Source organism: Saccharothrix coeruleofusca, assembly GCF_014648515.1.
In the GTDB taxonomy this organism is placed as follows: domain Bacteria; phylum Actinomycetota; class Actinomycetes; order Mycobacteriales; family Pseudonocardiaceae; genus Actinosynnema; species Actinosynnema coeruleofuscum.
Map to the genome: position 1 here is coordinate 135,440 of NZ_BMRG01000008.1, position 24,322 is coordinate 159,761.

The 24,322-nt window shown below is 75.6% G+C and carries 11 protein-coding genes, 1 pseudogene and 1 riboswitch; of the genes and pseudogenes, 8 read left to right on the forward strand and 4 right to left on the reverse strand.

The genetic code is table 11. The annotated features are described in order from the left end of the window. Both IEZ00_RS36895 and IEZ00_RS20955 read left to right on the forward strand, forming a co-directional pair. Window positions 1–2,257 (forward strand): beta-ketoacyl reductase (locus tag IEZ00_RS36895; RefSeq protein WP_229795957.1); only part of this gene is annotated, 2,257 nt, incomplete at its 5' end. A gap of 39 nt (window positions 2,258–2,296) precedes the next feature. Further along, a pseudogene (locus IEZ00_RS20955) lies at window positions 2,297–8,230 on the forward strand (thioester reductase domain-containing protein); the annotation flags it as partial. Window positions 8,231–8,472: 242 nt separating this feature from the next. On the opposite strand, the gene IEZ00_RS20960 reads toward IEZ00_RS20955, so the two are convergent. Further along, a complete protein-coding gene (locus IEZ00_RS20960; RefSeq protein ID WP_209620776.1) occupies window positions 8,473–10,860 on the reverse strand; it encodes a BTAD domain-containing putative transcriptional regulator in 2,388 nt (795 codons plus the stop codon). Between the two features lie 220 nt (window positions 10,861–11,080). Beyond that, window positions 11,081–12,034 carry an NAD(P)-dependent oxidoreductase gene (locus tag IEZ00_RS20965; RefSeq protein ID WP_276515915.1) on the reverse strand — a complete coding sequence of 318 codons (954 nt, stop codon included), beginning with the start codon at window positions 12,032–12,034 and terminating at the stop codon, window positions 11,081–11,083. Between the two features lie 106 nt (window positions 12,035–12,140). Between IEZ00_RS20965 and IEZ00_RS20970 the strand changes: the two genes are divergently transcribed. The 5 genes from IEZ00_RS20970 (at window position 12,141) to glyA (ending at window position 20,130) form a co-directional block, all read left to right on the forward strand. Continuing rightward, window positions 12,141–15,380, forward strand: a complete 3,240-nt coding sequence (locus IEZ00_RS20970) for an AfsR/SARP family transcriptional regulator (RefSeq protein WP_189224998.1) — start codon at window positions 12,141–12,143, stop codon at window positions 15,378–15,380. Window positions 15,381–15,735: 355 nt separating this feature from the next. Further along, on the forward strand, window positions 15,736–16,911 hold the full coding sequence (locus IEZ00_RS20975) for an acyl-CoA dehydrogenase family protein (RefSeq protein ID WP_189224999.1): 1,176 nt from the start codon (window positions 15,736–15,738) through the stop codon (window positions 16,909–16,911). A gap of 111 nt (window positions 16,912–17,022) precedes the next feature. Continuing rightward, entirely contained in the window at window positions 17,023–18,453 is a 1,431-nt protein-coding gene (locus IEZ00_RS20980; protein ID WP_189225000.1) for a flavin monoamine oxidase family protein, read from the forward strand. Between the two features lie 13 nt (window positions 18,454–18,466). Further along, on the forward strand, window positions 18,467–18,664 hold the full coding sequence (locus tag IEZ00_RS20985; RefSeq protein ID WP_189225001.1) for a hypothetical protein: 198 nt from the start codon (window positions 18,467–18,469) through the stop codon (window positions 18,662–18,664). 89 nt (window positions 18,665–18,753) lie between these two features. Then, window positions 18,754–18,839, forward strand: a riboswitch (ZMP/ZTP riboswitch). 28 nt (window positions 18,840–18,867) lie between these two features. Next, window positions 18,868–20,130: a serine hydroxymethyltransferase gene (gene glyA / locus IEZ00_RS20990; protein WP_189225002.1), complete on the forward strand. Its 1,263-nt coding sequence runs from the start codon at window positions 18,868–18,870 to the stop codon at window positions 20,128–20,130. On the opposite strand, the gene IEZ00_RS20995 is transcribed toward glyA, so the two are convergent. Further along, a complete protein-coding gene (locus tag IEZ00_RS20995) occupies window positions 20,106–20,699 on the reverse strand; it encodes a TIGR04141 family sporadically distributed protein (protein WP_189225003.1) in 594 nt (197 codons plus the stop codon). The genes glyA and IEZ00_RS20995 overlap by 25 nt on opposite strands. A 452-nt stretch (window positions 20,700–21,151) precedes the next feature. After that, window positions 21,152–21,328, reverse strand: a complete 177-nt coding sequence (locus tag IEZ00_RS21000; RefSeq protein ID WP_189225004.1) for a hypothetical protein — start codon at window positions 21,326–21,328, stop codon at window positions 21,152–21,154. Between the two features lie 137 nt (window positions 21,329–21,465). Between IEZ00_RS21000 and IEZ00_RS21005 the strand changes: the two genes are divergently transcribed. Further along, window positions 21,466–24,321: an AfsR/SARP family transcriptional regulator gene (locus IEZ00_RS21005; protein WP_189225005.1), complete on the forward strand. Its 2,856-nt coding sequence runs from the start codon at window positions 21,466–21,468 to the stop codon at window positions 24,319–24,321. Window position 24,322: the final 1 nt, after the last annotated feature.

The following is a 24,322-nucleotide window of genomic DNA, read 5'->3' on the forward strand; positions in this document are numbered from 1 at the left end:
CCCCATGCTGGACGACTTCCGCGAAGTCGTGCGCGGCCTGGAGTTCCGCGCGCCGACCCTGCCGGTGGTGTCCTCGGTCTCCCGCGACGGCGACTGGACCGACCCCGAGTACTGGGTGCGGCACGTGCGCGAAACCGTCCGCTGGGCCGACGCCGCGCGACGGCTGGTGGAGGCGGGCGTGACCACCTTCGTCGAGCTGGGCCCGGACGCGGTGCTGTCCGGACTGCTCGACGAGGTGCTGCCGGAGGGCTCGGCCGCGCTGCCCGCGCTGCGCCGGGACCGCTCCGAGCGGCTGACCGCGGTGGAGCTGTTCGCGCACCTGGGCGCCAGGGGCGTGGCGGTGGACTGGTCGGCCTTCCCCGGCCGCAAGGCGGTGCTGCCGACCTACCCGTTCCAGCGGGAGCGGTACTGGCTCACCGCGCGCAGGCGCGGCGGGTCCGGCCACCCCGTGCTGGGCGAGCCGGTGCCCGTGGCGGGCAGCGACGAGGTGCTGTTCACCGGCCTGACCGACGGGCCGCTCACCGCCACCGGCCTGGCGGAGCTGGTGTGGCACGCGGGCCGCGCGGTCGGTTTCCCGGTGCTGGACCTGGAGATCTCCGCGCTGCCCGAGCAGCGGGAGGCGCGGGTGCAGGTCAAGCTCGGCGCGCCCGAGGACGGGCGGCGCGCGGTCACCGCGCACGCCTGGCGCGACGGCTGGGTCGAGCTCGCCCGAGGCGCGCTGGCCGAGGGGCCGGTGGTGGACGCGCGGGTGGACCTGGCGCTGGTCGCCCGCGACGACCAGGACCCGGTGGTGTGGCGCGGGCTGCGGCCCACCGCGCCGGGCGTAGCGGTGCGGCTGGACGGCGGCGTGTTCCGCGACGAGGCGGGCGCCGAGGTGGCCCGCGTGGACGAGGTGTCCTTCCGGGCGCTGGGCGCGCCCCTGTACGAGGTGCGGTGGCAGCCGGTGGAGCTGCCCGCGACCGACGAGCCCGAGCCGGAGGTGCTGCGGGTCGAGGCGGGCCCCGACCCGCTGACCACCGCGCGCACCGAGACCCGGCGGGTGCTGGCCGAGCTGCGGCGCCGCGCCGAGGGCGGCGAGCGGCTGGTGGTGCTCACCCCCGACCCCGCCGACCCCGGCATCGCCGCGGTGTGGGGCCTGGTGCGCGCCGCGCAGGTCGAGGCGCCGGAGCGGATCGTGCTGGTCGGCGGCTCCCCGGAGCGGCTGGCCCCGGTGGTGGCCGCCGGCGAGCCGCAGGTGCTGGTGCGCGGCGGCGAGGCGTTCGTCCCCCGGCTGGCCAAGGCCGAACCCGCCGCGGCGCTGGACGACGTGGTGGTCAACGACGCGGTGGTGCACCGGGTCGAGCCGCCAGCCCCCGTCGTGCTCGGCGCGCTGACCGACGAGGTGCTGGAGGAGACCCTGCGCGAGGTGGTGGACCGGGCGTGGGAGCTGCACGAGGTCACGCCGGACCGGCCACTGGTGTTCGTGTCCACTGTGGATGGCGCTCTGGGTGCGACCGGCCACGCCCACCACGCGGCGGCGGTGGCGTTCCTGGAGGCGCTGGCCCGCCTGCGCCGGGAGGCGGGTTCGCCCGCCACCGCGATCGCCCTGCCCCAGGGCGACGACTCCGCACTGGACGACTCCGGGCTGGACGCGGCGATCCGGGCGGACCTGCCCGCGCTCGTCGCCGCCCCGCTGTCGGCGCTGCCCGCCGGACCGCTGCTGCGCGACCTGGTGCGCCCGGCGGCGACCGCCACGCTGGCCGAGCGGCTGGCGGGCGCGGCCGACGGCGACCGGCGGCGCATCGCCGAGGACGTGGTGCGCGCCCAGGTGGCGGCGGTGCTCGGGCACGGCGACCCGCGCCGGGTGGACCTGGACCGGCCGTTCAGCGACCTCGGGTTCGACTCGCTGACCGCGGTGGACCTGCGCAACCGGCTGGCCGCGGCCACCGGCGTGCGGCTGGAGACCACGCTGGTGTTCGACCACCCCACGCCCGCCGCGCTGACCGGCGTGCTGCTGGCGCGGGTCGCCCCCGCGCAGGCGCAGCCGACCCCGCCCGCGCTGGCCGAGCTGGACCGGCTGGAGGCCGTGCTGGCAGGCATCGGCCACGACGACGACCACCGCGACCAGATCACCACCCGGTTGCGCACGATCCTGTCCCGCTGGAACGAGGCCGCGGCCGGGTCGGACACCGACCGGGTCCGCCCGGACTTCGCCGCCGCCTCCACCAGCGAGCTGTTCGACTTCATCGACAACCAGCTCGGCCGCGTCGCGCGGTGACCGGTCGACCGCCCGAGCAGGAAAGGAAACCCGGTGTCCAACGAGGAACGGTTGGCCGAGTACCTGAAGTGGGTGACGGCCGAGCTCCAGCAGGCCAAGGAGCGCATCGCCGAGCTGGAGGCGGCCGAGCCCGAGCCGGTGGCGATCGTGGCGATGGCGTGCCGCTACCCCGGCGGCGTCGCCTCGCCCGAGGACCTGTGGCGGCTGGTCGAGAGCGGCGGTGACGCCATCACGCCGTGGCCGCGGGACCGGGGCTGGGACGTGGAGCGCCTCTACGACCCCGAACCCGGCACGCCCGGCCGCAGCTACACCCGCGAAGGCGGGTTCCTGGCGCACGCCACCGAGTTCGACGCGGCCTTCTTCGGCATCTCCCCGCGCGAGGCGCTGGGCATGGACCCGCAGCAGCGGGTGCTGCTGGAGACGGCGTGGGAGCTGTTCGAGCGCGCGGGCATCGACCCGACCGCGCTGCGCGGCACCCGCACCGGCGTGTTCGCGGGCGTGGGGGAGCAGAGCTACCTGGGCCTGGCCGGGCCGGAGGAGCTGGAGGGCTTCCTGATGACCGGCAAGCTCAGCAGCGTCGCCTCCGGTCGCGTGGCCTACACCTTCGGCTTGGAGGGGCCGGCGGTCACCGTCGACACCGCGTGCTCCTCCTCGCTGGTGGCGCTGCACCTGGCGGTGCGGTCGCTGCGCGAGGGCGAGTCGAACCTGGCGCTGGCGGGCGGCAGCACGGTCTACGGCTCGCCCACCGGGTACGTGGACTTCTCCCGCCAGCGCGGGCTGGCGCCGGACGGCCGGTGCAAGTCCTTCTCCAGCACCGCCGACGGCACCGGCTGGTCGGAGGGCGTGGGCCTGCTGCTGCTGGAGCGGCTGTCCGACGCCCGCCGCAACGGCCACCCGGTGCTGGCGGTGGTGCGCGGCACCGCCGTGAACCAGGACGGCGCGTCCAACGGCCTGACCGCGCCCAACGGACCCGCGCAGGAGCGGGTGATCCGGGACGCGCTGGCCGACGCCAGGCTGGCCCCGGCCGACGTGGACGTGGTCGAGGCGCACGGCACCGGCACCCGGCTGGGCGACCCCATCGAGGCGCAGGCCCTGCTGGCCACCTACGGCCAGGGCCGCACCGAGCCGCTGCTGCTGGGCTCGCTGAAGTCCAACATCGGGCACAGCGTCGCCGCCGCGGGCGTGGGCGGGGTCATCAAGATGGTGGAGGCGATGCGGCACGGCGTCGCGCCGCGCACCCTGCACGTGCAGGAGCCGACCCCGGTGGTGGACTGGTCGGCGGGCAAGGTGGAGCTGCTGTCCCAGGCGCGCCCGTGGCCCTCGGCGAACCGGGCGCGCCGCTCGGCGGTGTCCTCGTTCGGCGTCAGCGGCACCAACGCCCACGTGGTGCTGGAGCACGTGCCCGCGCCCGAGCCGCAGGACGCGCCGAAGGCGCCGGGGGAGTGGCCGTTCCTGCTGTCCGCGCGCAGCCCGGAGGCGCTGCGCGCGCAGGCCGCCCGGCTGCGCGAGCACGTGGCCGCGCACCCCGAGGCCGACCCGGCCGACGTGGCGTTCTCGCTGGCCACCACGCGCGCGGCGCTGGAGCACCGGGGCGCGGTGGTCGCGGCCGACCGGGAGTCGCTGCTGGCCGCGCTGGACGGGTTCGCGGGCGGCGCGCCGGTGCCGCCGCCGGGCCGGACCGCGTTCCTGTTCACCGGCCAGGGCGCGCAGCGCGCGGGCATGGGCCGCGAGCTGCACGAGCGCTACCCGGTGTTCGCCGAGGCGTTCGACGCGGCGTGCGCGCTGCTGGACCCGCACCTGCCCAAGCCGCTGAAGGAGGTCGTGTTCGGCGGCTCCGAAGAGCTGCACCGCACCCGCTACACCCAGCCCGCGCTGTTCGCCTTCGAGGTGGCGCTGTTCCGGCTGCTGGAGTCGTGGGGCGTGCGGCCGGACTGCGTGGCGGGCCACTCGCTGGGCGAGCTGACCGCCGCGCACGTGGCCGGGGTGTTCTCCCTGGAGGACGCCTGCGCGCTGGTCGCCGCCCGCGCCCGGCTCATCGACGAGCTGCCCGACGGCGGCGCGATGGGCGCGGTGGCCGCGCCGCCCGAGGAGGTCGAGCCGCTGCTGACCCCCGGCGTCGGGATCGCCGCGATCAACGGCCCGGCCGCGGTGGTGGTCTCCGGCGACGAGGACCAGGTGCTGGCGCTGGAGGCGCGGCTGCGGGAGCGCGGCAGGCGGACCAAGCGGCTCACCGTCAGCCACGCCTTCCACTCCGCGCGCATGGAGCCCGCGCTGGAGCCGTTCCGCCAGGTGGCCGCGCGGGTGACCTACCACGCGCCGACCATCCCGGTGGTGTCGAACGTGACCGGCGCCCCGGCGGGCAGCGACCTGCTGCGCTCCCCGGACTACTGGGTGCGGCACGTGCGGGAGGCGGTGCGGTTCGCCGACTGCGTGCGGGCGCTGGCCAAGGAGGGCGTGACCACCTTCGTGGAGGTCGGCCCGGAGGCGGTGCTGACCCCGATGGTGCGCGACACCGTCGACGGCGTGGCCGCGGTGGCGCTGCAGCGCTCCGGCGGCGGCCTGGCGGCGGGCGTGGCCGCGCTGCACGCCAACGGCGTCGCCGTGGACTGGCGGGCCTTCTTCGACGGCAGCGGCGCGCGTGCGGTCCCGCTGCCCACCTACCCGTTCCAGCGGCAGCGGTACTGGGTCTCGCACGTCGAGGCCCGGGACGCGGGCGAGTTCGGGCTGGTCGACGCCGGGCACCCGCTGCTCGGTGCGGCCGTCCCGGTGGCGGGCGCGGACGAGGTCGTGCTCACCGGCGTGGTCTCCCCGCGCACCCAGCCGTGGCTGGAGCGCCACCGCGCGCGGGGCGCGGCGGTGCTGCCCTCCTCGGCGCTGGTGGAGCTGGCGATCCGGGCGGGCGACGAGGTGGGGCTGCCCAGGCTGGCGCTGCTGGAGGTGACCGCGCCCGTGGTGGTGCCCGAGCGCGGCGTGCGGCTGCAGGTCCGGGTCTGCGGCGACGAGGTGACCGTCCACTCGCGACTGGACGGCGGGTGGACGCGGCACGCGGTCGGGCGGCTGGCCCCGGCCGGTCCGAAGCCCGCGTTCGGCGACGGGCCGTGGACCGAGGTCGAGGGCGTCGAGCCGGGCGGGTTCGGGCTGCACCCCACCCTGCTGGACCGCGCGGTGCGCCTGGTCGGCGACGGGGAGGCCGTGCGGTGGCGCGACGTCGAGCTGCACGCCGTGGGCGCGGCCTCGCTGCGGGCCAGGGTGACCGAGGGCGGCGGGCTGCTGCTGGCCGACCCCAGCGGTGCCCCGGTGGCCACCGTCGGGGCCGTCGAGGTGGCCCCCGTGGCGGCGCGGGAGGTGGCCGAGGGGCTGCTGCGCCCCGCCGACGCGCTGCTGGAGGTGGTGTGGGAGCCGGTGGCGCTGCCCGCGCCCGCCGAGGACCTGCCGCGCGTGGTGCGCTGGACGCCGGGCGCGGACCTGCGCACCCGGCTCGCGGGCGCGCTGGCCGACCTGCGCGGCGGCGAGCGGCTGGTGGCGGTGACCTCCGGCGCGGTCGGCCCGGAGGTGTCTGATGTGGACGGTGCCGCGCTGTGGGGCCTGGCCCGCTCGGCGCAGTCCGAGCAGCCGGGCCGGATCACCCTGGTGGACGCGGACTCCGCCACCGACGAGCTGCTCGCGGCCGTGGTGGCCTCCGGCGCGCCGCAGGTCGTGGTGCGCGGCGGGGTGGCGCACCTGCCGAAGCTGCGGCCCGCGCGACTGCCCAGGCAGCCGTGGAACCCCGAGGGCACCGTCCTGGTCACCGGCGGCACCGGTGCGCTGGGCGCGCTGGTGGCGCGGCACCTGGTGGCCGCGCACGGCGTGCGCGAGCTGGTGCTGACCAGCCGCCGGGGCCCGGACTCGCCGGGCGCGGCCGAACTGGTCGACGAGCTGTCGGCGCTGGGCGCGCGGGTGCGCGTGGAAGCCTGCGACGTCGCCGACCGCGACCAGGTGGCCGCGCTGCTGGAGCGGCACCGGCTGACCGGCGTGGTGCACACCGCGGGCGTGATCGACGACGGCCTGGTGGACGACCTGACCCCGCAGCGCCTGGACACCGTGCTGCGGCCCAAGGCCGACGCGGCCAGGCACCTGCACGAGCTGACCCGCTCCCACGACCTGAGCGCGTTCGTGCTGTTCTCCTCGATCGCGGGCGTCATCGGCGGCGCGGGCCAGGGCAACTACGCCGCGGCCAACGCCTACCTGGACGCGCTGGCCGAGCACCGCCGCGCGCTGGGGCTGCCGGCCACCTCGATCGCCTGGGGCCTGTGGGAGCGGACCAGCGGCATCACCGCGGAGCTGACCGACGCCGACCGCGCCCGCATCGCCAAGGCCGGGTTCCGGCCGGTGGCCACCGAGCAGGGCCTGGCCATGCTGGACGCGGCGCTGGGCGCGACCGCCGTGGTCGCCGTGCCGCTGGACCTGACCGCCCTGCGGGCCCGCCCGGACCAGGCCCCGCCGCTGCTGCGCACCCTGCTGCCGACGGTCCGGCCGGGCGCCCGCAACGGCGCGCCGACGCCGGACCTGGCCGAGCTGCCGGAGGACGAGCGGCGGCGGGTGGTCACCGAGCTGGTGCACGCCGAGGTCGCCTCGGTGCTGGGGCTGAGCGCGCCGGTGCCGGACAAGCCGTTCCCCGACCTGGGCTTCGACTCCCTGCTGTCGGTGGAGCTGCGCAACCGGGTGGCCGCCGCGACCGGCCTGGCGCTGCCCGCCACGGTGGTGTTCGACCACCCCACGCCGAGCGCGCTGGCCGCGTTCCTGGCGGGCGCGGCGGGTCCGGCGGAGGTCGACTACGAGGCCGAGGTGGTGCTGCCCGACGACATCAGGCCCGCCGCCGAGGTCGTGCGCACCGTCTCCGCGCCCTCGCACGTGCTGCTGACCGGGGCCACCGGCTTCCTCGGCGCGTTCCTGCTGCGGGAGCTGCTGCGCGCCTCCGAGGCCACCGTGCACTGCCTGGTGCGCGCCGAGGACGAGGCGGCGGGGCTGGCCAAGCTGGAGGCCAACCTGCGCTGGTACCGGCTGCGGGACGAGGTCGACACCTCCCGCGTGCGGGTGGTGCCCGGCGACCTGGCCAAGCCCCGGCTGGGGCTGGCCGAGGAGGTCTTCGACCACCTGGCCCGCACCGTGGACGCGGTCTACCACGCGGGTGCGACGGTGAACTGGCTGCGCCCGTACCAGGACCTCAAGGCCGCCAACGTGCACGGCACCCAGGAGGTGCTGCGCCTGGCCGCGCGGCACCGCACCGTGCCGGTCCACCACCTGTCCACCACCGGCGTCTTCGCGGGCGCCCGCGAGCCGGGCGTGCCGCTGCGGGTGGACGACCCGACCGGCCCGGCGCGCGAGCTGCCCAGCGGCTACCTGCGCAGCAAGTGGGTGGCCGAGCAGGTGGTCGGGCTGGCCCGCGAGCGGGGGCTGCCGGTGTCGGTCTACCGGGTCGACCTGGTCTCCGGCGACCAGCGCAGCGGCGCCTGCCAGACCAGGGACTTCGTCTGGCTGAGCACCAAGGGCCTGATCCAGGCCGGGGCGGTGCCGCGCGGGCTCAGCGGCGCGGTGCCGATGGTGCCGGTGGACTACGCCACCGCCGCGGTGGTGGCGCTGTCCGCCACCTCCGGGGCCACCCACCACATCTACAACCCCGGCCAGGTGCGCTGGCAGACCATCGTGGAGCGGCTGCGCGCCCACGGCTACCCGCTGGCGGAGCGGGACTGGGAGCAGTGGCGGGCCGCGGTGCTGGCCGACCGGGACAACGCGCTGATCCCGCTGCTGGACGCGTTCGACCTGATGACCTCCGACAGCGCCGCGTTCTACCCGCTGGTGGACGTGTCGAAGACCGAGCAGGCGCTGGAGGGCACCGGCATCCAGTGCCCGCCGATCACCGCCGAGCTGGTGGACACCTACATCCGCTTCTTCGCCGAGACCGGCTACTACCCGGCGGCGGGTGGGGGTCGGTGACCGGGTGGGCCCGCCGGGCTGCGGCTCGGCGGGCCCACCGCTCGCCCGCGATCCGGGGCGGGACGCGAAGGGGCTGCCGGGAAGGTGCCGCTGAGAAGTGCCACTGAGAAGTGCCGCAGGAGATGCCGCTGAGAAGTGGTGCTGGGGAATCCGCGAGGAGGTGATGGGCGTTGTCCGCCCGCTGGTCTGCGCTGCGCGTCGCCGTTGGCGCGCAGCGTCGTCAGCGTGGGGAACCAGGTGGATCAGTTGTCGGTGACGGCAGGGGGGTGGAGCCCGAGAGCGCGACCGGCGGGGCCGCCGAGACGGCCGTACGCCGAAGAGGCGGTCAGCACACCGCAGGTGCCGCCCAGCAGCACCTCGACGTCACCGCGGTGGTCGCCTCGGTGGTCGAGGCGCTGGGTGGTGCGGTGGTCGCCGTCGTCCATGGCGCTCAGCTCGACCTTCTGCGGGCAGCGCGACCGCAGCAGCTGCCGGTGCACCACCCGAGGCGGGTCGGACAGCCTCGGTTGGAACAGCAGCCTGCCCGTCCGCTCGTCCGCGGCCAGCAGCATCGCCCGCCGCAGCCCACCGGGGCTGCGTCCCGGCTGCGGGGTCAGCGTGATCGACGCGGCGTGCCGCTTGCCGCCACCCCAGTCCGGTCTGCGGTCCAGCAGCGACAGCCGCGCCGACACCACGACCATCAGCGGCGCGGTCTGCTCGGTGGTGTCCACCAGGCACTCCACCGCGTCCAGCAGGTCGTCGCCCGCCAGGTGCAGGTCGCGCAGCTCCAGCACCAGCGGCCTGCGCAGCGCGGCCAGCTTGAGCAGTCCCCGCCACGCGGCCAGCACGGCGCGCGGGGCCGGGCCCGCGGGCAGCTCGGTGCGCTGCGGGGAGCGCAGCAGGCGCAGCAGCCGGGTCGCCTGCCAGTCGGCGTGCCGGTCGACGCCGATGACCTGCCTGCACGCCCGGACCAGCTTCGCCCGCGCCGAGTCCAGCGGCTCGTCCGGCTCGATGCCGCAGTAGGAGGTGAGCACCTGGGCCGCGGCGGCCAGGTCGTCCTCCGCGGACACCACCCCGGTGAGCAGCAGCGGTTGCGCGGGTTCCTGCTCGACGCAGCGCTCCACGCCCGCGATGAAGGAGCGCATCGCCTCGTCCGGCTCACCGAGCACGGTGACCAGGTGGGGGGTGTCGCGCTGCACCGTGCGGCTGAGCAGGTTGCGGACCAGCGCCAAGTCGCTGTCGTGCTCGCCGTCGCCCGCCTTGGCGGGCGCCGCGCCCTCCACCCGCCACGCGCCGCTGTCGGCGGGCGCGCACACCACGGCCTCGCCCGCCAGCGCCTTGGTGCGGTCGCAGATCCACACCTCGCCCTCGGGCACGTGGTTGATCAGCTGCCGCACCCGGTCGACCAGCGTCCCGCTCACCGCGGGCGTGCCGGGGCGGCTCTCCTGGCACCACTCGACCAGGGCGTTGCCGGTGGTCAGCGCGATGTGCACGACCAGCTGGGAGGAGGCCAGGCAGTCCCGCAGCGCCAGCGCGGCCCGCACCGCCCACGCCTCCTGGTCCGCTCGGGCGTGGGGGTGGCCGAACAGCGCCAGCGAGGCCGAGCCGATGGACGTGGCCACGGTGCCGCCCAGCTCCTCGATGCCCGCGCGCACCATGGCCGACGCCGCGGCCAGCGCGTGGTCGACCTCCTCCGGGGCGGTCGTGGCGTCCGCGGCGTCCGGGCGCAGCCACGCCTGGACCAGCGCCACGGTCATGTGCTGGTGGCGCGGGTTCTCCCCGGTGGGCTGGAAGGGGATCAGCGCCGGGTCCGGCAGCGCCGCCGCGTCGCGCGCCGTGGTGGCCGACTCGGGCGCGGCGGGGACCGCCACCACCTGCTCCCGCTCGGGCAGCGCCAGCGACGGGTCGTGCCCGAGGATGGCCTGCTGGAGCTTCTGCAGCGCGGGCCCCGGCTCCAACCCCAGGTCGGTCACCAGGTGCCTGCGCAGCCTGCTGTAGACGGTGAGCGCGTCGGCGTGCCTGCCGCACCGGTACAGCGCCAGCATGAGCTGACCGCAGCAGCGCTCCCGCAGCGGTTCGGCTTCGACCATCGCCTCCAGCTCGCCCAGCACCGCCTGGTGCCCGCCGCAGGCCAGCTCGGCCTCGAAGTAGTCCTCCAGCACGTCGCGGCGGGCGTTGGCCACCCCGGTCAGCTCCGGCCAGGTGATCCCGGCCTCGACCAGGTCCGCCAAGGGGTCACCGCGCCAGGTCGCCAGCGCCTCCCGCAGGGTCCGGGCGGCGCGCTCCGGCGTGCCCGCGGCCAGCTCCGCACGCCCCTGCTCGGCCATGCGGTGGAACTCGAACAGGTCGACCTGCTCGGGGTCCACCCGCAGCACGTAGCCGGGCGCGCGGGTCAGCAGCTCCGGCGCGGTCGGCGACTCGTCGGCGGCCAGCAGCGCCCGCAGGCTCCACACCGCGTTCTGCAGGATCTTCTTGGCCGAGGCGGGCAGGTCCTCGTTCGGCCACAGGGCGTCGAGCAGGTGGCTGGTCGGCGTGACGTGGTTGGCCTTCAGTAACAGGAAACCCAGGGTGGCACGCTGCTTGACCCCACCCAGCGGTACCGGCCGCCCGTCGTGGACGACCTCAAGCGGGCCGAGCAGTCGGAATTTCATCTGACTTCCCCCACGGTTCGATGGGAGTGCGTGGAATAGCCCTTGTGGGGCCTGGACCCGCGGGAGCGGGCGGTCGCCCGATCCCTCGGGTGGGCCACATCGGTCCGTCACCAGCATTACCGCCACCGGGGCTGGCGATTACCACAGACCTGCGGCGGTCGCGCCCACGATGGTGGGCGGGCGCGGGAGGGTTCCCGCGCCCGCCCACCGTGGCCCCGCGTCAGCTCTGCGGCTTGCGCAGCACCTCGTAGATCGCCGCGAAGCCGTCGCCCGCGTGGCCCTGCTTGATGGCCCGCTCGGCGCGGTCGAGCAGGAACTCCGGCAGCGCCACGTCGACGTTCTGCGCCCTCGTGGCGTCCACCAGGTGCTCCACGGCCACCGCCTGCATGCCCAGCGCCGACCCGCCGTCGGGGTAGGTGCCCCGGTCGACCTGCTCGGCGATCTTCGGGATCTCCGGGGCGACCACGTGCTCGAACCACAGCTGGGCGAAGGGCAGGAAGGACTCCGCCTTGACCTTCTCCGAGCCGACCAGCGCCAGCGAGTGCATGAAGCCGGACCAGGTGGTCCACATCATGCCCAGCAGCGCCACGTCGTAGAGCGAGGGCAGGCCCGCGTCCTCGCCCAGGTAGGTGCCCGCACCGGCGATGGAGGCCAGCGCCGAGGCGTGCTCGTCGTAGACCGCCTTCGGGCCGCCGTAGAAGATCAGGGCGTGCTCGGAGCCGATCATCGGCGGGGTCGCCATGATCGCCCCGTCGAGGTAGCCCACCCCGCGCTCGGCGGCCCACGCCGCGGTCTGCCTGGCCTCCTCCGGGGTGCCGGAGGTGAGGTTGACGATCACCCGGCCCGCGGGCGCGTCGCCCAGCGAGTCCACGATCTCCCGCATGGCGCGGTAGTCCAGCACGCACACCACCACCAGCTTGCTGGCGGCGATGGCCTCGGCCACCGTGGCGGCCGAGACGGCACCCTTGGCGACCAGCGCCTCGGCCTTCTCCGGGGAGCGGTTCCACACCGTCGTCGGGTGACCCTTCTCCAGGAAGGCGTTGGCCAGCGCGGACCCCATCGACCCGAGGCCGACGACGGTCACTGGCGCTCGGTTCTCCGAACCCATGGCAATCCTCTTCGCTTCGTGTTTCCACCTGATGGTTTGCGCGCGGGGGTTCCGCGCGAACCCCAGAGTGGCCCGCCGCTCTCCAGGTGCTCTCTCAACGTTCTCTAGATCCTTCTCCGAACGTGGTCCTCATCTCGGGGGCGGATCGGGAGCGGTCGATAGTGTGGAAGCCATGCGCTTCGGCATCCTGGGAGCACTGGCGGTCTGGACCACGGACGACCGCCCGGTCCAGCTGCCGGGGCGCAAGGTCCGGGCGCTGCTGGCCGCGCTGCTGGTGCACGAGGGCCGCCCGGTCTCCGCCGACCGGCTCGCCGACCTGCTGTGGCCGCAGTCACCGCCGGGCAACCCGGTGGGGGCGCTGCACACCCGCGTCTGGCAGCTGCGCCGCGCGCTGGAGGCGGCCGAGCCGGGCGGCGGCGAGCTGGTGGTCTCGCACCCGCCCGGTTACCTGGTCGACCTGTCCGCCGCGCAGCTGGACGCCGCCGTCTTCACCGAGCTGACCGCCGCCGCGCGGGACGCCGCCGACCCGCGCGCCCGCGCGGCTCTGCTGGACCAGGCGCTGGCGCTGTGGCGCGGCGAGGTGCTGGCCGACTTCGCCGACGAGGAGTTCGCCCGCCCCACCGCCGCCCGGCTGCACGAGCAGCGGCTGACCGCCGTGGAGGAGCGCGCGGAGGCGATGCTGGAGCTGGGCGAGCACAGCGTGCTGGTCGGCGAGCTGACCGACCTGCTGGCCCGGCACCCGCTGCGCGAGCGGCTGCGCGCGGCGCAGATGAGGGCGCTGCACGCGGCGGGCAGGCGCGGCGAGGCGCTGACCGCCTTCGACGAGCTGCGCGCCCGGCTGGCCGACGAGCTGGGGCTCTCGCCGAGCCCGGAGCTGGTGGCGCTGCGCCAGGCCATCCTGGAGGACGAGGAGCGCGCCGCGCCCGCGCTGGGGCCGATCACCACCGCCACCCGCGTGCGCACCAACCTGCCCGCCAGGGTCAACGAGCTGATCGGCCGGGACCGGGCGGTGGTCCAGGTGCGCGCGCTGCTGGAGGCGGGCAGGCTGCTCACGCTCACCGGCATGGGCGGGGTCGGCAAGACCCGGCTGGCGCTGGAGGTGGCCGAGCGGGTGGCCGGGGAGCACCCCGACGGCGTCTGGCTGGTGGAGCTGGCCGCCGTGGACCCGGCCGCCCCGGCCGACCGCGACGGCGGGTACAGCCCGGTGGCCAACCAGGTCGCCGAGGCGCTGGGCATCCGCGACGAGACGGTCAACGAGGGCGGGGTGGTGCCGCTGCCGGTCCGGCTGGCCGACGCCCTGCGCGCCAAGCAGATGCTGCTGGTGCTGGACAACTGCGAGCACGTGGTGGACGAGGTCGCCGTGCTGGCGGTGGACCTGCTCAGGGCCGCGCCGGGCCTGCGGCTGCTGGCCACCAGCCAGGTGCCGCTGGGCATCGCGGGGGAGCGGTTGTGGACGGTGCCGCCGCTGGCCCTGCCCGACCCGGCCGCGGCGGGCGACCCGGCGCAGGTCGCCCGCGCGGGCGCGGTGCGGCTGTTCCTGGCCAGGGTCGCCGCGGGCGTGCCGGGCTTCCGGCTGGACCGGACCAACGCCGAGGCGGTGGAGTCGATCTGCCGCCGGTTGGACGGGCTGCCCTTCGCGCTGGAGCTGGCCGCCACGCGGGTCCGCTCGCTGGGCGTGCACGAGGTCGCCCACCGGCTGGAGGACCGCTTCGCCCTGCTGCGCGCGGGCGGCCGGGACGCCCCCGCCCGGCAGCAGACGCTGCGCGCGGCGATCGACTGGAGCTGGGAGCTGCTGGCCGAGGACGAGCGGGCGGTGCTGCGCCGCCTGTCGGTGTTCAGCGGCGGGGCCACGCTGGAGGCGGCCGAGCGGGTCTGCGCGGGCGGCGGGGTCGCTCCCGACGAGGTCGTCGACCTGGTCGCCAGGCTGGTGGACCGGTCGCTGGTCAACGCCGCGGACGGGCCGGGCGGCAGGCGCTTCTGGCTGCTGGAGTCGGTGGCCGCCTACGCGGCGGACCGGTTGCGCGCCGCGGGCGAGCGGGACGAGGTGGACCGGCGGCACGTGCGGTACGCCACCGAGCTGGCCCAGCGGCTGCTGCCGCACCTGAGGGGGCCCCGGCAGCGGGAGTGGCTGGAGCGGGTCGACGCCGAGGCGGCCGACTTGCGCGCCGCGCTGGACGGCGCGGTGCGCCTCGGCATGGCCGAGCACGCGGTGCGCCAGGTCAACGGGCTGGCCTGGTACTGGTTCCTGCGGGGCAGGCTCGGCGAGGCCAGGCGGGCCTTCGCCACCGCCCTGGGCGTGGCGGGTCCGGTGCCCGCGGCCGAGCGGGCGACCGCGCTGGCCTGGCAGGCGGCCTTCGCGCTGCGCGCGGGCGACTCGACGCACTCGCTGGAGCACTACGACCGGCTCGTGGAGGAGATCGAGGACCCGCGCGACCGCGCGACGGTCCGCTGGTTCCTCGGCTTCGCCCGGATCGGCTTCGGCGAGCACGACGAGGCCGAGAAGCGGATCGACCAGGCGCTGGGCGAGTTCCACGCGCTGGAGGACCGGTGGGGCTGCGCGGCGGCGCTGGCGGCGCTGGCCAAGCAGGCGGTGCTGCGCGGCGAGCTGGAGGCCAGCAGGCGGTGCGGGGAGGAGAGCGCGCGGCTGTTCGGCGAGCTGGGCGACCGGTGGGGGCAGCTGCTGGCCAACGACGCGCTGGCGCTGCTGGCCGAGGTGCGCGGCCAGTACGACCGGGCCGCCCGCCTGCACCGCGACGGGCTGCGCATCGCCGAGGGGCTGCAGCTGTGGACCGAGGTCTCGACCAAGCTGGCGGGCCTTGGCCGCATCGCCCTGCTCAACGAGGAGCACGACGCGGCCAAGGAGCTGCACGAGCGCGCGATGCGCCTGGCCGCGGAGCAGAGCAACACCTTCGGCGAGCACTTCGCCGAGGTCGGTCTGGCGCTGGGCGCGCGCAGGCTGGGCAGGCTGGACGAGGCCGAGGCGCACCTGCGCCGCTGGCTGGCCTGGTGCAGGCAGGTGGACGGCGCGCTGGGCCTGGCGCTGGTGCTGGCGGAGCTGGGGTTCGTCGCCGAGCAGCGGGGCGATGCCGCGCGGGCGCTGGAGCTGCACCGGGAGGGCTGCGCGCGGGCGTGGGCGGTGGGCGACCCCAGGGCCGTGGCGCTGGCCGTGGAGGGGGTGGCGGGCGCGGTGTCGCTGGCGGGCGACCACGAGCGCGCCGCGCTGCTGCTGGGCGCGGCCACGGCCGCCAGGGCCGCCGCGGGGGCGCCCCTGCCCGCCGCCGAGCGGGGTGACATCGACCGCGTCTCCGCGCGCTGCCGCGCGGCGCTGGGCCAGGCCGCGTTCGAGGCCGCGCTGGAGCGCGGCCGGGAGCTGAGCCTGGCGGAGGCCCGGTCGCTGATCCCGCGCGACTGAACGGCCGGAAAACCGCCACCGAACCCGGTGAAATGATTTCACGAGGAACCGTCTAATTCTTCCTGCCCGTTTCTTCTCTGCTCGCGCGTGCCGATAGCGGGTATTCCACACGATCCGGGAACGCGCTGGTCATCGAGCGGTAATCGGCTGGTCATCGCGCCGGCGATGAGTCCGAAGTTACCCCCGATCGGGTGAATTGGGATATACCTACGGCGTCGGTCCCGGAACCTGCCGCGCGGATTCGGCAGCACCGCCCGAGTGGTTCCACGAACCGGCTCACCGCAAACCCGACCCGTTCGCCGACGGTCGCGCCGCTGCGGCCGCGACACCCGCGAAGAACTACGGAGGAGATCCGATGGGTGAGCACGACGAGAGCGCCCGAGCCGTCCTGGAGGCCGTCCGCGACAGCGTCCCCCAGCTGCGCGAGAACGGCCTGGAGGCCGACGAGCGGCGCTGGATCCCCGAGCAGAACATCGACCTGCTGGAGAAGGCGGGCGTGTTCAGCCTGGCCGTGCCGCGCCGCTTCGGCGGCCTGGACCTCCCGCTGCCCGACCAGGTCGCGGTGCTGACCGAGATCGCCAGGGGCTGCGGCTCGACCAGCTGGTCGGCCGTGGCGTGGGTGTCCACCGCCTGGATGGTCACCCTCTACCCCGACAAGACCCAGGAGGAGGTCTTCGCGGGCGGCTCGGTGCGCGTCTCGGGCGCGTTCACTCCCACCGGCAAGGCGGTCCCGGTCGAGAGCGGCTACCGGCTGACCGGCAAGTGGCGCTTCAACACCGGCTGCCGGGGCGCGCACTGGGACCTGCTGGCCGCGCTGGTCGAGCACCCCGACGGCAGCGAGGAGGAGGTCTTCGCGCTGGTGCCGATGTCGGACCTGACCATCGCCGACGACTGGCACGTCACCGGCGCCTCCGGCACCGGCAGCTCCACCACCTCCGCCGAGGACCTGTTCGTCCCCGCCCACCGGGTGATCAGCGGCGAGGTGGCGCTGACCGACGGCGCCCCCGGCCGCACGCCGACCGCCAAGGGCCGCGAGTACAGCCTGATCACCTACGTGGTGGCCGAGTCCGTGGCCACCTACATCGGCATGGCCAAGGCGGCGCTGGAGGTGTTCCTGGAGCGCCTGCCCGGTCGCGGCCTGGCCTACACCTCCTGGACCGACCAGCGGCAGCACCCGCTGACCCAGCACCGGGTCGCGCTGGCCGCCAACAAGATCACCGCCGCCGAGACGCTGTCGGCCTCCTTCGTCGAGCTGCTGCAGCGGCGCGCGGACGCGGGCGAGCAGCCCACGATCGAGGAGCGGGCCACCGTGCGCGGCCAGGCGGGCACCGCCATCCAGCTGGTCAAGGAGGCGGTGCAGGACCTGCAGACCATCGCGGGCGCTTCGGCGCTGAGCAAGTACCTGCCGTTCCAGCGCTACTACCGGGACCTGCTGGCGCTGTCCACGCACGGCCTGATGTCGCCGGACATGAGCCTGGAGGTGCACGGGCGCGTGCTGGTCGGCCTGGACCCGGAAACGCCCTTCCTGTGACCCCGCGGTCGACCGACCGCGCCGAACCACCTGAACCACCTGAAACACCGCACTGAACCACGCACTGAACCACGCACCGAACCACCGCACGAGAAACGGAAACCGCAGCCGATGTTCGACAGATCAGGGACGGGCGCCGGGGTCTCCCGGCGCCGGCTCCTCAAGGGGATGGCGGCGGGCGCCCTGGCGACCGCGGCGGGCGCGGCCCTCCCGCCCGCGCTGGCCGCCGCCGCGCAGGGCGGGCCCACCGCGCAGGCCGACTACGACGTGATCGTGGTCGGCGGCGGGTTCGCGGGCGTCACCGCCGCGCGCCAGCTGCGCCGCAAGGGGCTGGCCGTGCTGCTGCTGGAGGCCCGCGACCGGGTCGGCGGCCGCGCCTGGACCTCGACCTTCGAGGGCGAGCAGGTCGAGATGGGCGCCACCTGGATCGACCCGCTGCAGACCAACGTGTGGGCCGAGACCCAGAACCAGGGCATCTCCATCGTCGCCGACTCCGCGCCGGGGCGGGCGCTGTTCCCGACCGACACGGGCATGGGGTACTTCTCGGTGGAGGAGGCCTTCGGCGGTCAGGGCGAGCTGCTGGCCCGGTTCAGCGAGCAGGCGCGGGCGCTGTTCCCGCAGCCCTACAGCCCGCTGTCCAACCCGACCGCGCTGGCCCAGGCCGACCAGCTCACCGTGCGCGACCGGATCAACGCGCTGTCGCTGACCACGCGGGAGAAGCGCTGGCTGGACGCGGGCGTCGGCCCGATCAGCGGGCTGTCCACCCGCGGCGCGATGACCGACTTCCTGCACTGGTGGGCGCTGTGCAACTACGACGCCGCGACCTACCACGGCATCAACACCTACCGGCCCAGCACCGGCATGGCGGGCCTGCTCAACAAGATGCTCTCGCGCGACGCGCCGGACGTGAAGCTGAACAGCCCGGTCACCGCGGTGAACGACTCCGGCTCGCAGGTGTCGGTGCGCACGAAGTCCGGGACGACCTACACCGCGCGGGCGTGCGTGATGGCGGTGCCGGTCAACGTGTGGCGCACCATCTCCTTCACGCCCGCCCTGTCCTCGCTGCGGCTGCGGGCCTCGCAGGAGACCATCGGCGTCGGCACGGCCCGCAAGTTCTGGGTGCACCTGCGCTCCAGCCTGGGCAACACCTACGTCAACGCGCCGGAGTCCTACTCGGTCAACGTCATGGTGCCCTACAAGCAGACCTCCCAGGGCTACCTGATGATCGGCTTCAGCGTCGACCCGAACCTGGACGTCAGCAACACCACGGCGGTGCAGAACGCGATCCGGGCGCTCGTGCCCGACGCCCAGGTGCTGGCCCTCAAGGGCGCGAACTGGGGCTCGGACCCCTACGCGCTGGGCGGCTGGTCCTTCCGCAGGCCCCGGCAGCTCACCGAGCTGCTGTCGGCCATCCAGAAGCCGCAGGGCCGCATCGCCTTCGCGGGCAGCGACATCGCCAGCGGCTGGAGCGGCTACGTGGACGGGGCGATGGAGTCCGGCGTGCAGGCCGCGCTCCAGACGCAGTCCATCCTCGGCGTCTGAGGGAAGTGGAGCGATGACCGCCCCGACGACCACTCCGACGACCGCCGCGGAGCGCACCGGCCCCGCCGAGCTCACCGATGAGCACGAGCGCACTGGGGACATCGTCACTGGGGACACGGTCCTGAGCAGGCTCTGCCGGTACGGCGCCGTGCTGGCGGGCGAGGAGTGGATCGCGGCGGTGGACGCCCTGCTCGCGGAGGAGCGCGGGTGAGGCCCGCGCGGTGACCGGTGGCGCTGCCCGGTGACGACCGGGCAGCGCCACTCGCGTCGTGGGGCCGGGGCGCGCGGGGCGGGTAGCATGGCCGCACTCGCGACTGGCGTGCCGAAGGTGGGAGCGACCACCGGGGAGCGGAGGCCGGATCGCACCGCGCGCCTGGGTGCGACGGCGGCGCTGCCGCGCGCCCGGAGGTTGTCGTGCACGATCCCGCCATCCCGTCGCTGACCGCCACCGACCCCGAGGTCGCCGCGCTGGTCCAGGCCGAAGCGGGCCGCCAGTTCGGCAAGCTGAGGCTGATCGCCTCGGAGAACTACGCCTCCACCGCCGTGCTGGAGGCCACCGGCTCGGTGCTGACCAACAAGTACTCCGAGGGCTACCCCGGCCGCCGGTACTACGAGGGCCAGCAGCTGGTGGACCCGATCGAGACGCTGGCGGTGCAGCGGGCCAAGGCGCTGTTCGGCGTCGCGCACGCCAACGTCCAGCCCTACTCCGGCTCCCCCGCCAACCTCGCGGTCTACCTCGCCTTCCTCGACCCCGGCGACACCGTGCTGGGGATGGCGCTGCCGATGGGCGGCCACCTGACCCACGGCTGGGGCGTCTCGGCCACCGGCAAGTGGTTCCGCGGCGTGGGGTACGGCGTGCGCCGGGACACCGGCCGGGTCGACCTGGACCAGGTGCGCGACCTGGCCCGGCGCGAGCGGCCCAAGGTGGTCTTCTGCGGCGGCACCGCCGTGCCGCGCACCATCGACTTCCCCGCCTTCGCCGAGATCGCCCGCGAGGTCGGCGCGGTGCTGGTGGCCGACATCGCGCACATCGCCGGTCTGGTGGCGGGCGGCGCGCACCCCTCGCCGGTCGGCCACGCCCAGGTCGTCACCACCACCACGCACAAGACCCTGCGCGGTCCGCGCGGCGCGATGATCCTCACCGACGCCGAGCACGCCAAGGCCGTGGACAGGGCGGTGTTCCCCGGACTGCAGGGCGGGCCGCACAACCACACCACCGCGGCCATCGCGGTCGCGCTGGGCGAGGCCGCCACCCCCGCGTTCCGCGACTACGCCCACGCCGTGGTGGCCAACGCCCGCGCGCTGGCCGAGGCGCTGGTCGAGCGCGGCTTCGACCTGGTCTCCGGCGGCACGGACAACCACCTGATCCTGGTGGACCTGACCGGCCGCGGCATCGCGGGCAAGCCCGCGGCGAAGGCGCTGGACCGGGCGGGCATCGAGCTGAACTACAACACCGTGCCGTTCGACGGGCGCAAGCCGTTCGACCCGTCCGGCGTGCGCCTGGGCACCGCCGCGATCACCACCCGCGGGCTGGGCGTGGCGCAGATGCCGCTGGTCGCGGAGTGGATCGACCGGGCGGTGCGGGCGGCGGGCGAGGACGACGAGGCGGCGCTGGACCGGATCGCGGCCGAGGTCGGCGAGCTGGTGGCGGCCTACCCGATGCCGGGCTGGGCGTAGCGGACCGCGCCCGCCGCGCGGCGGCACCGCTCGACCTCGTACCACTGGCCCTGGTGCAGGCGGTAGGCGCGGCCGTCGACCTCGGTCTCGAACACGATCCAGCGGTCCAGGGGGATCGGCCCGGTCAGCAGCCGCTGGCCGTGCTCGTCGGCGCAGGGCATCAGGCGGCTGTCGCGCAGTTCGCTGACCCGCATGGCGGGGACGATCCGCGCGAAGCGCCCGGTGATGCAGGCGATGTCCGGGCCGGGGGCGGGGCGCAGCGGGCCGAGGCCGCCCACGTTGTTGGTGTAGAAGGACTTCGTCACCGCGGCGTGGGCGGCCGCCGGGCTCGGCCAGCACGTGGCCAGCGGCCCGAACCGGTCGTCGCCGCCCAGGGCGACGGCCAGTCTGTGCTCCAGCTCGGGCAGCAGCGGGTGCTCGGCGTCGAGCGGGCGCCCCTCGGGCGGGCGGTGCTGCGGCGGGACGGCGGGGAGGGGGCGGCCGGACACCCGCCGCCCTCGCGGGGCGGAGTCACCCGACCGCGCGTCGGCGCGCACCGGCCGCGGGGGTGTGGGCAGCTCTGCACTCAACGGAGGTTCCTCCGATAATTATTCACGTTGCTGTGCCTGCTGGTGGGGGGAGATCACGTTTTCTTTTCGGCACGGGTCGAGTTCTCCCGGAGCATGCCCGACGGCGCGGCGGCCGTCTCGTCCACCGCGTCTCATTTCGGTGAGCGGTAGTTCGAGCGCGGTGAGCGGTGTAATCCTTCCGTCCCCACTGATAGGTGGTCCTGAACTCCTTCGTAGTCGTATCTGCCTGCGGATCCACCAGGTCGTTCACCGTAATGGCCTGGTCAGATCACCCCATAGGGGGGTGTTTTGGCGGTGCTGAGTAGTCGAAAGTCGTATTCGTGTGGAATGGTCGACGAAACACCTCTCGCGTACTACGCGATCTGCGGTCACGGGCGGCCGGACCGGCGACCGCCCGTCACGGCAGCGGTGCCGGTCCGCGCGGAGGAACCGGAATGAGCAAATATCGGGATTCACCGTTCCCGGTGGTGCGCCGACCGGGGCGGGGAATGCCCCGCCGTCCCGTCGGGCCGGTCCCGCTCGACGTCGGCGGCCTCGCGGGAGCGCCGCAGCAGGCGGTGGTCGTCGGCGGCGCGCTCGGCTTCCGCCCTGCGCTGCCGGATGATGGTCCAAGCGTCCCAGTGGTGCATCAGGCCCCCTTCGGCGTCGGCTGCGCGGCGGCCCGACCCCCCTGGTTCCGGGCCGCCGCGTCACCGAGGGTGGGAGCGGGGTGTTGAGCGGGGGCCCTGCAAACGTTGAACCCGCTGCTCAGCGCCGGGAGGAACGAGTGGGGGAGAGCGTCGTGGGGGTCGGGTTCCGCGTTCTGGACGGGGTCGAGGCGCGCGTGGGCGACAGGCGGCTGGAGCTGGGGCACGCGCGGCAGCGCTGCGTGCTGGCGGCGCTGCTGGTGGACGCGAACCGGGCGGTGTCCGCCGACCGGCTGCTGGAGCGGGTGTGGGGCGAGCGGCCGCCGCTGCGGGCGCGGTCGGTGCTGCGCACCTACGTGTCCCGGCTGCGCGGGGTGCTGGCGGGCACCGGGGCGACGATCACCCGGCGGGACGGCGGCTACGTGCTCGACGTCCCACCCGGCTCGGTCGACCTGCACCGCTTCCGCTCCCTGGTGGCGCAGGCCAGGCAGCAGCGCGACGACGGCCGCGCGCTGGCGCTGGTGGAGGACGCGCTGGCGCTGTGGGGCGGTGAGGCGCTGGGCGGGCTGGACGCGCTCTGGGCGCAAGCGGCGCGGCAGGCGCTGGAGCTGGAGCGGGCCGCCGCCGACAACCAGCGCGTCGACCTGGCGCTGCGGCTGGGCAGGCACGCCGCCCTGCTGGCCGAGCTGCCCGCCCGCGCCGCCGCGCACCCGCTGGACGAGCAGGTGGCCGGGCAGCTGATGCTGGCGCTGCACCGGGCGGGCCGCCCCGCCGACGCGCTGGCGCACTACCAGCGCATCCGGCGGGCGCTGGTCGAGCAGCTCGGCGCGGAGCCCGGCCCTCGACTGCGTGAGCTGCACCAGCGCATCCTCACCGCGAACGACCCCGGCGACGCCCCGCACCCCGAGCGGGACGCGGGCGGCGGGCGGGTACCGCGCCAGCTGCCCGCGCCACCGGGCTCGTTCACCGGCCGGGAGCACGAGCTGGCCGCGCTGGACGGGCTGCTCGGCGCGGGCGGGCGCACCGGGATCGCCGTGCTGACCGGTGGCGGGGGCATGGGCAAGACGTGGCTGGCGCTGCGCTGGGCGCACCGGCGCCGCGACCGGTTCCCCGACGGACAGCTGCACGTGGACCTGCGCGGCTTCGACCCGGTGGCCGAGCCGCTGGCCCCGGACGCGGTGGTGCGCGGCTTCCTCGACGCGCTGGGCGTGCCCGCGCCGGACGTGCCCGCCGAGCCGTCCGCGCAGGTGGGCCTGTACCGGGGGCTGACCGCCGACCGGCGGCTGCTGGTGGTGCTGGACAACGCCCGCGACACCGCGCAGGTGGTGCCGCTGCTGCCCGGCGGCACCACCAGCGCGGTGCTGGTCACCAGCCGCCGCCTGCTCACCGCGCTGGTCGCGGGCCACGACGCCACCCCGGTGGAGGTGGGTCTGCTGTCCGACGAGCAGGCCGCGGAGGTGCTGGCCGGGCACCTCGGGGCCGCCAGGGTGGCCGCCGAGCCCTCGGCCGCCGCCGAGCTGCTGCGGCACTGCGCCGGGATGCCGCTGGCGCTGGGCGTCCTCGCGGCCCGCGTCAGGACGCGGCCGGACCTCCCGCTGGCCGCGCTGGCCGAGGAGCTGGCCGACGCGTCGGCCAGGCTCGACGCGCTGGACACCGGCGAGCTGCCGACCACGTTGCGCGCGGTGTTCTCCGCCTCGGTGCGGGTGCTCGGGCAGGGCGCGGCGCGGCTGTTCGGGCTGCTGGGCCTGGTCCCCGGCCCCGACGTGGGCACCGCCGGGGCCGCCGCGCTGGCGGACGTGCCGCTGCCCGCCGCCCGGCAGGCGCTGCGCGAGCTGGAGGAGGCGCACCTGGTGCACCAGCACGCCCCCGGCCGCTACCGGATGCACGACCTGGTCCGGTTGCACGCGGGTGAGCTGGCGGGCGAGGACGGCCCGGCCGCGCTGGAGCGGCTGGCCGACCACTTCTGCCACGTCGCCTCGTTGGCGGCGGACCGGTTCGCGCCGGGGGAGCCGCACCGCCGCCCGCCCGTGCCCGTGCGGGCTGGCCCCGAGGTGGTCTTCCCCACCTACCGGGAGAGCAAGGAGTGGCTGATCGCCGAGCGCGCGAACCTGCTGGCGCTGGTCGGCCGCTCGGCGCCGCGCCACGCGGTGCACCTGTCCAGGGCGCTGGCCCGCTACCTGGACTCCATCGCCCACTACCACGACGCGCTCGCCCTGCACCTCGCGGCGTTCGCCGCGACCGGCGGCCAGGACGGGTACGTCCTGTGCCACCTGGGGACGGCGCTGAGCAGGATCGGCAGGTTCGCCGAGGTCCTGGGCCACTACGAGCGCGCTCTGGAGATCGCCGCGGCCACCGGCGACCTCGCGCTGGAGAACATGGCCGCGACGGCGCTGGGCATCCACTGGCACCAGCGGGAGGGCGCCGACGCGGCACTGCCCCACTACGAGCGGGCGCTGGCCGCCGCCAGGCGCGGCGGCTACCGGCACAGCGAGGGCATCGCGCTGGCCAACCTGGGAGGAGCGCAAGCCGAGCGCGGGCGGCACGAGGAAGCGCTGGCCCTGCTGGGCCAGGCGGGGGGCATCGCGGAGGAGCTGGGCGATCCGGGTCTCGGCGCGGTGGTGCTGAGCGGTCTGGGCGACCTGCACCGGCGTCAGGGACGCGCGGAACTCGCCATGCGGATGCACCACCGGGCGGCCGAGATGGCCAGCGGGGGCTCGATCCGCACCATCCAGGTGCAGGTGCTCAACGGCCTGGCGTCGGCCGTGCACCGCCTGGACGGCCCCGAAGCGGCGCTGGAGCACTACGGCAAGGCCCTCGACCACGCCCAGCGCACCGGCTACCGGCTGGAGGAGGTGCTGGCGCACGAAGGCATGGCGGCGGCGCTGCGCGAACTGGGGCGCGCCGGGGAAGGCGCTCGGCACGCCGAGCGCGCGCTGGCCCTGCGGGCGGAACTGGGACTGCGCTTGACCTCCAGTGAGGTCGATGTTCCACAGTAGG

Excerpts from the sequence above, each read along its gene's own strand:
- IEZ00_RS20975 (WP_189224999.1), top strand. The coding sequence starts at position 15,736 with ATGGGTGAGCACGACGAGAGCGCCCGAGCCGTCCTGGAGGCCGTCCGC.
- IEZ00_RS20960 (WP_209620776.1), bottom strand. The coding sequence starts at position 10,860 with ATGAAATTCCGACTGCTCGGCCCGCTTGAGGTCGTCCACGACGGGCGG.
- IEZ00_RS20980 (WP_189225000.1), top strand. The coding sequence starts at position 17,023 with ATGTTCGACAGATCAGGGACGGGCGCCGGGGTCTCCCGGCGCCGGCTC.
- IEZ00_RS21000 (WP_189225004.1), bottom strand. The coding sequence starts at position 21,328 with ATGCACCACTGGGACGCTTGGACCATCATCCGGCAGCGCAGGGCGGAA.
- IEZ00_RS20970 (WP_189224998.1), top strand. The coding sequence starts at position 12,141 with ATGCGCTTCGGCATCCTGGGAGCACTGGCGGTCTGGACCACGGACGAC.
- IEZ00_RS20985 (WP_189225001.1), top strand. The coding sequence starts at position 18,467 with ATGACCGCCCCGACGACCACTCCGACGACCGCCGCGGAGCGCACCGGC.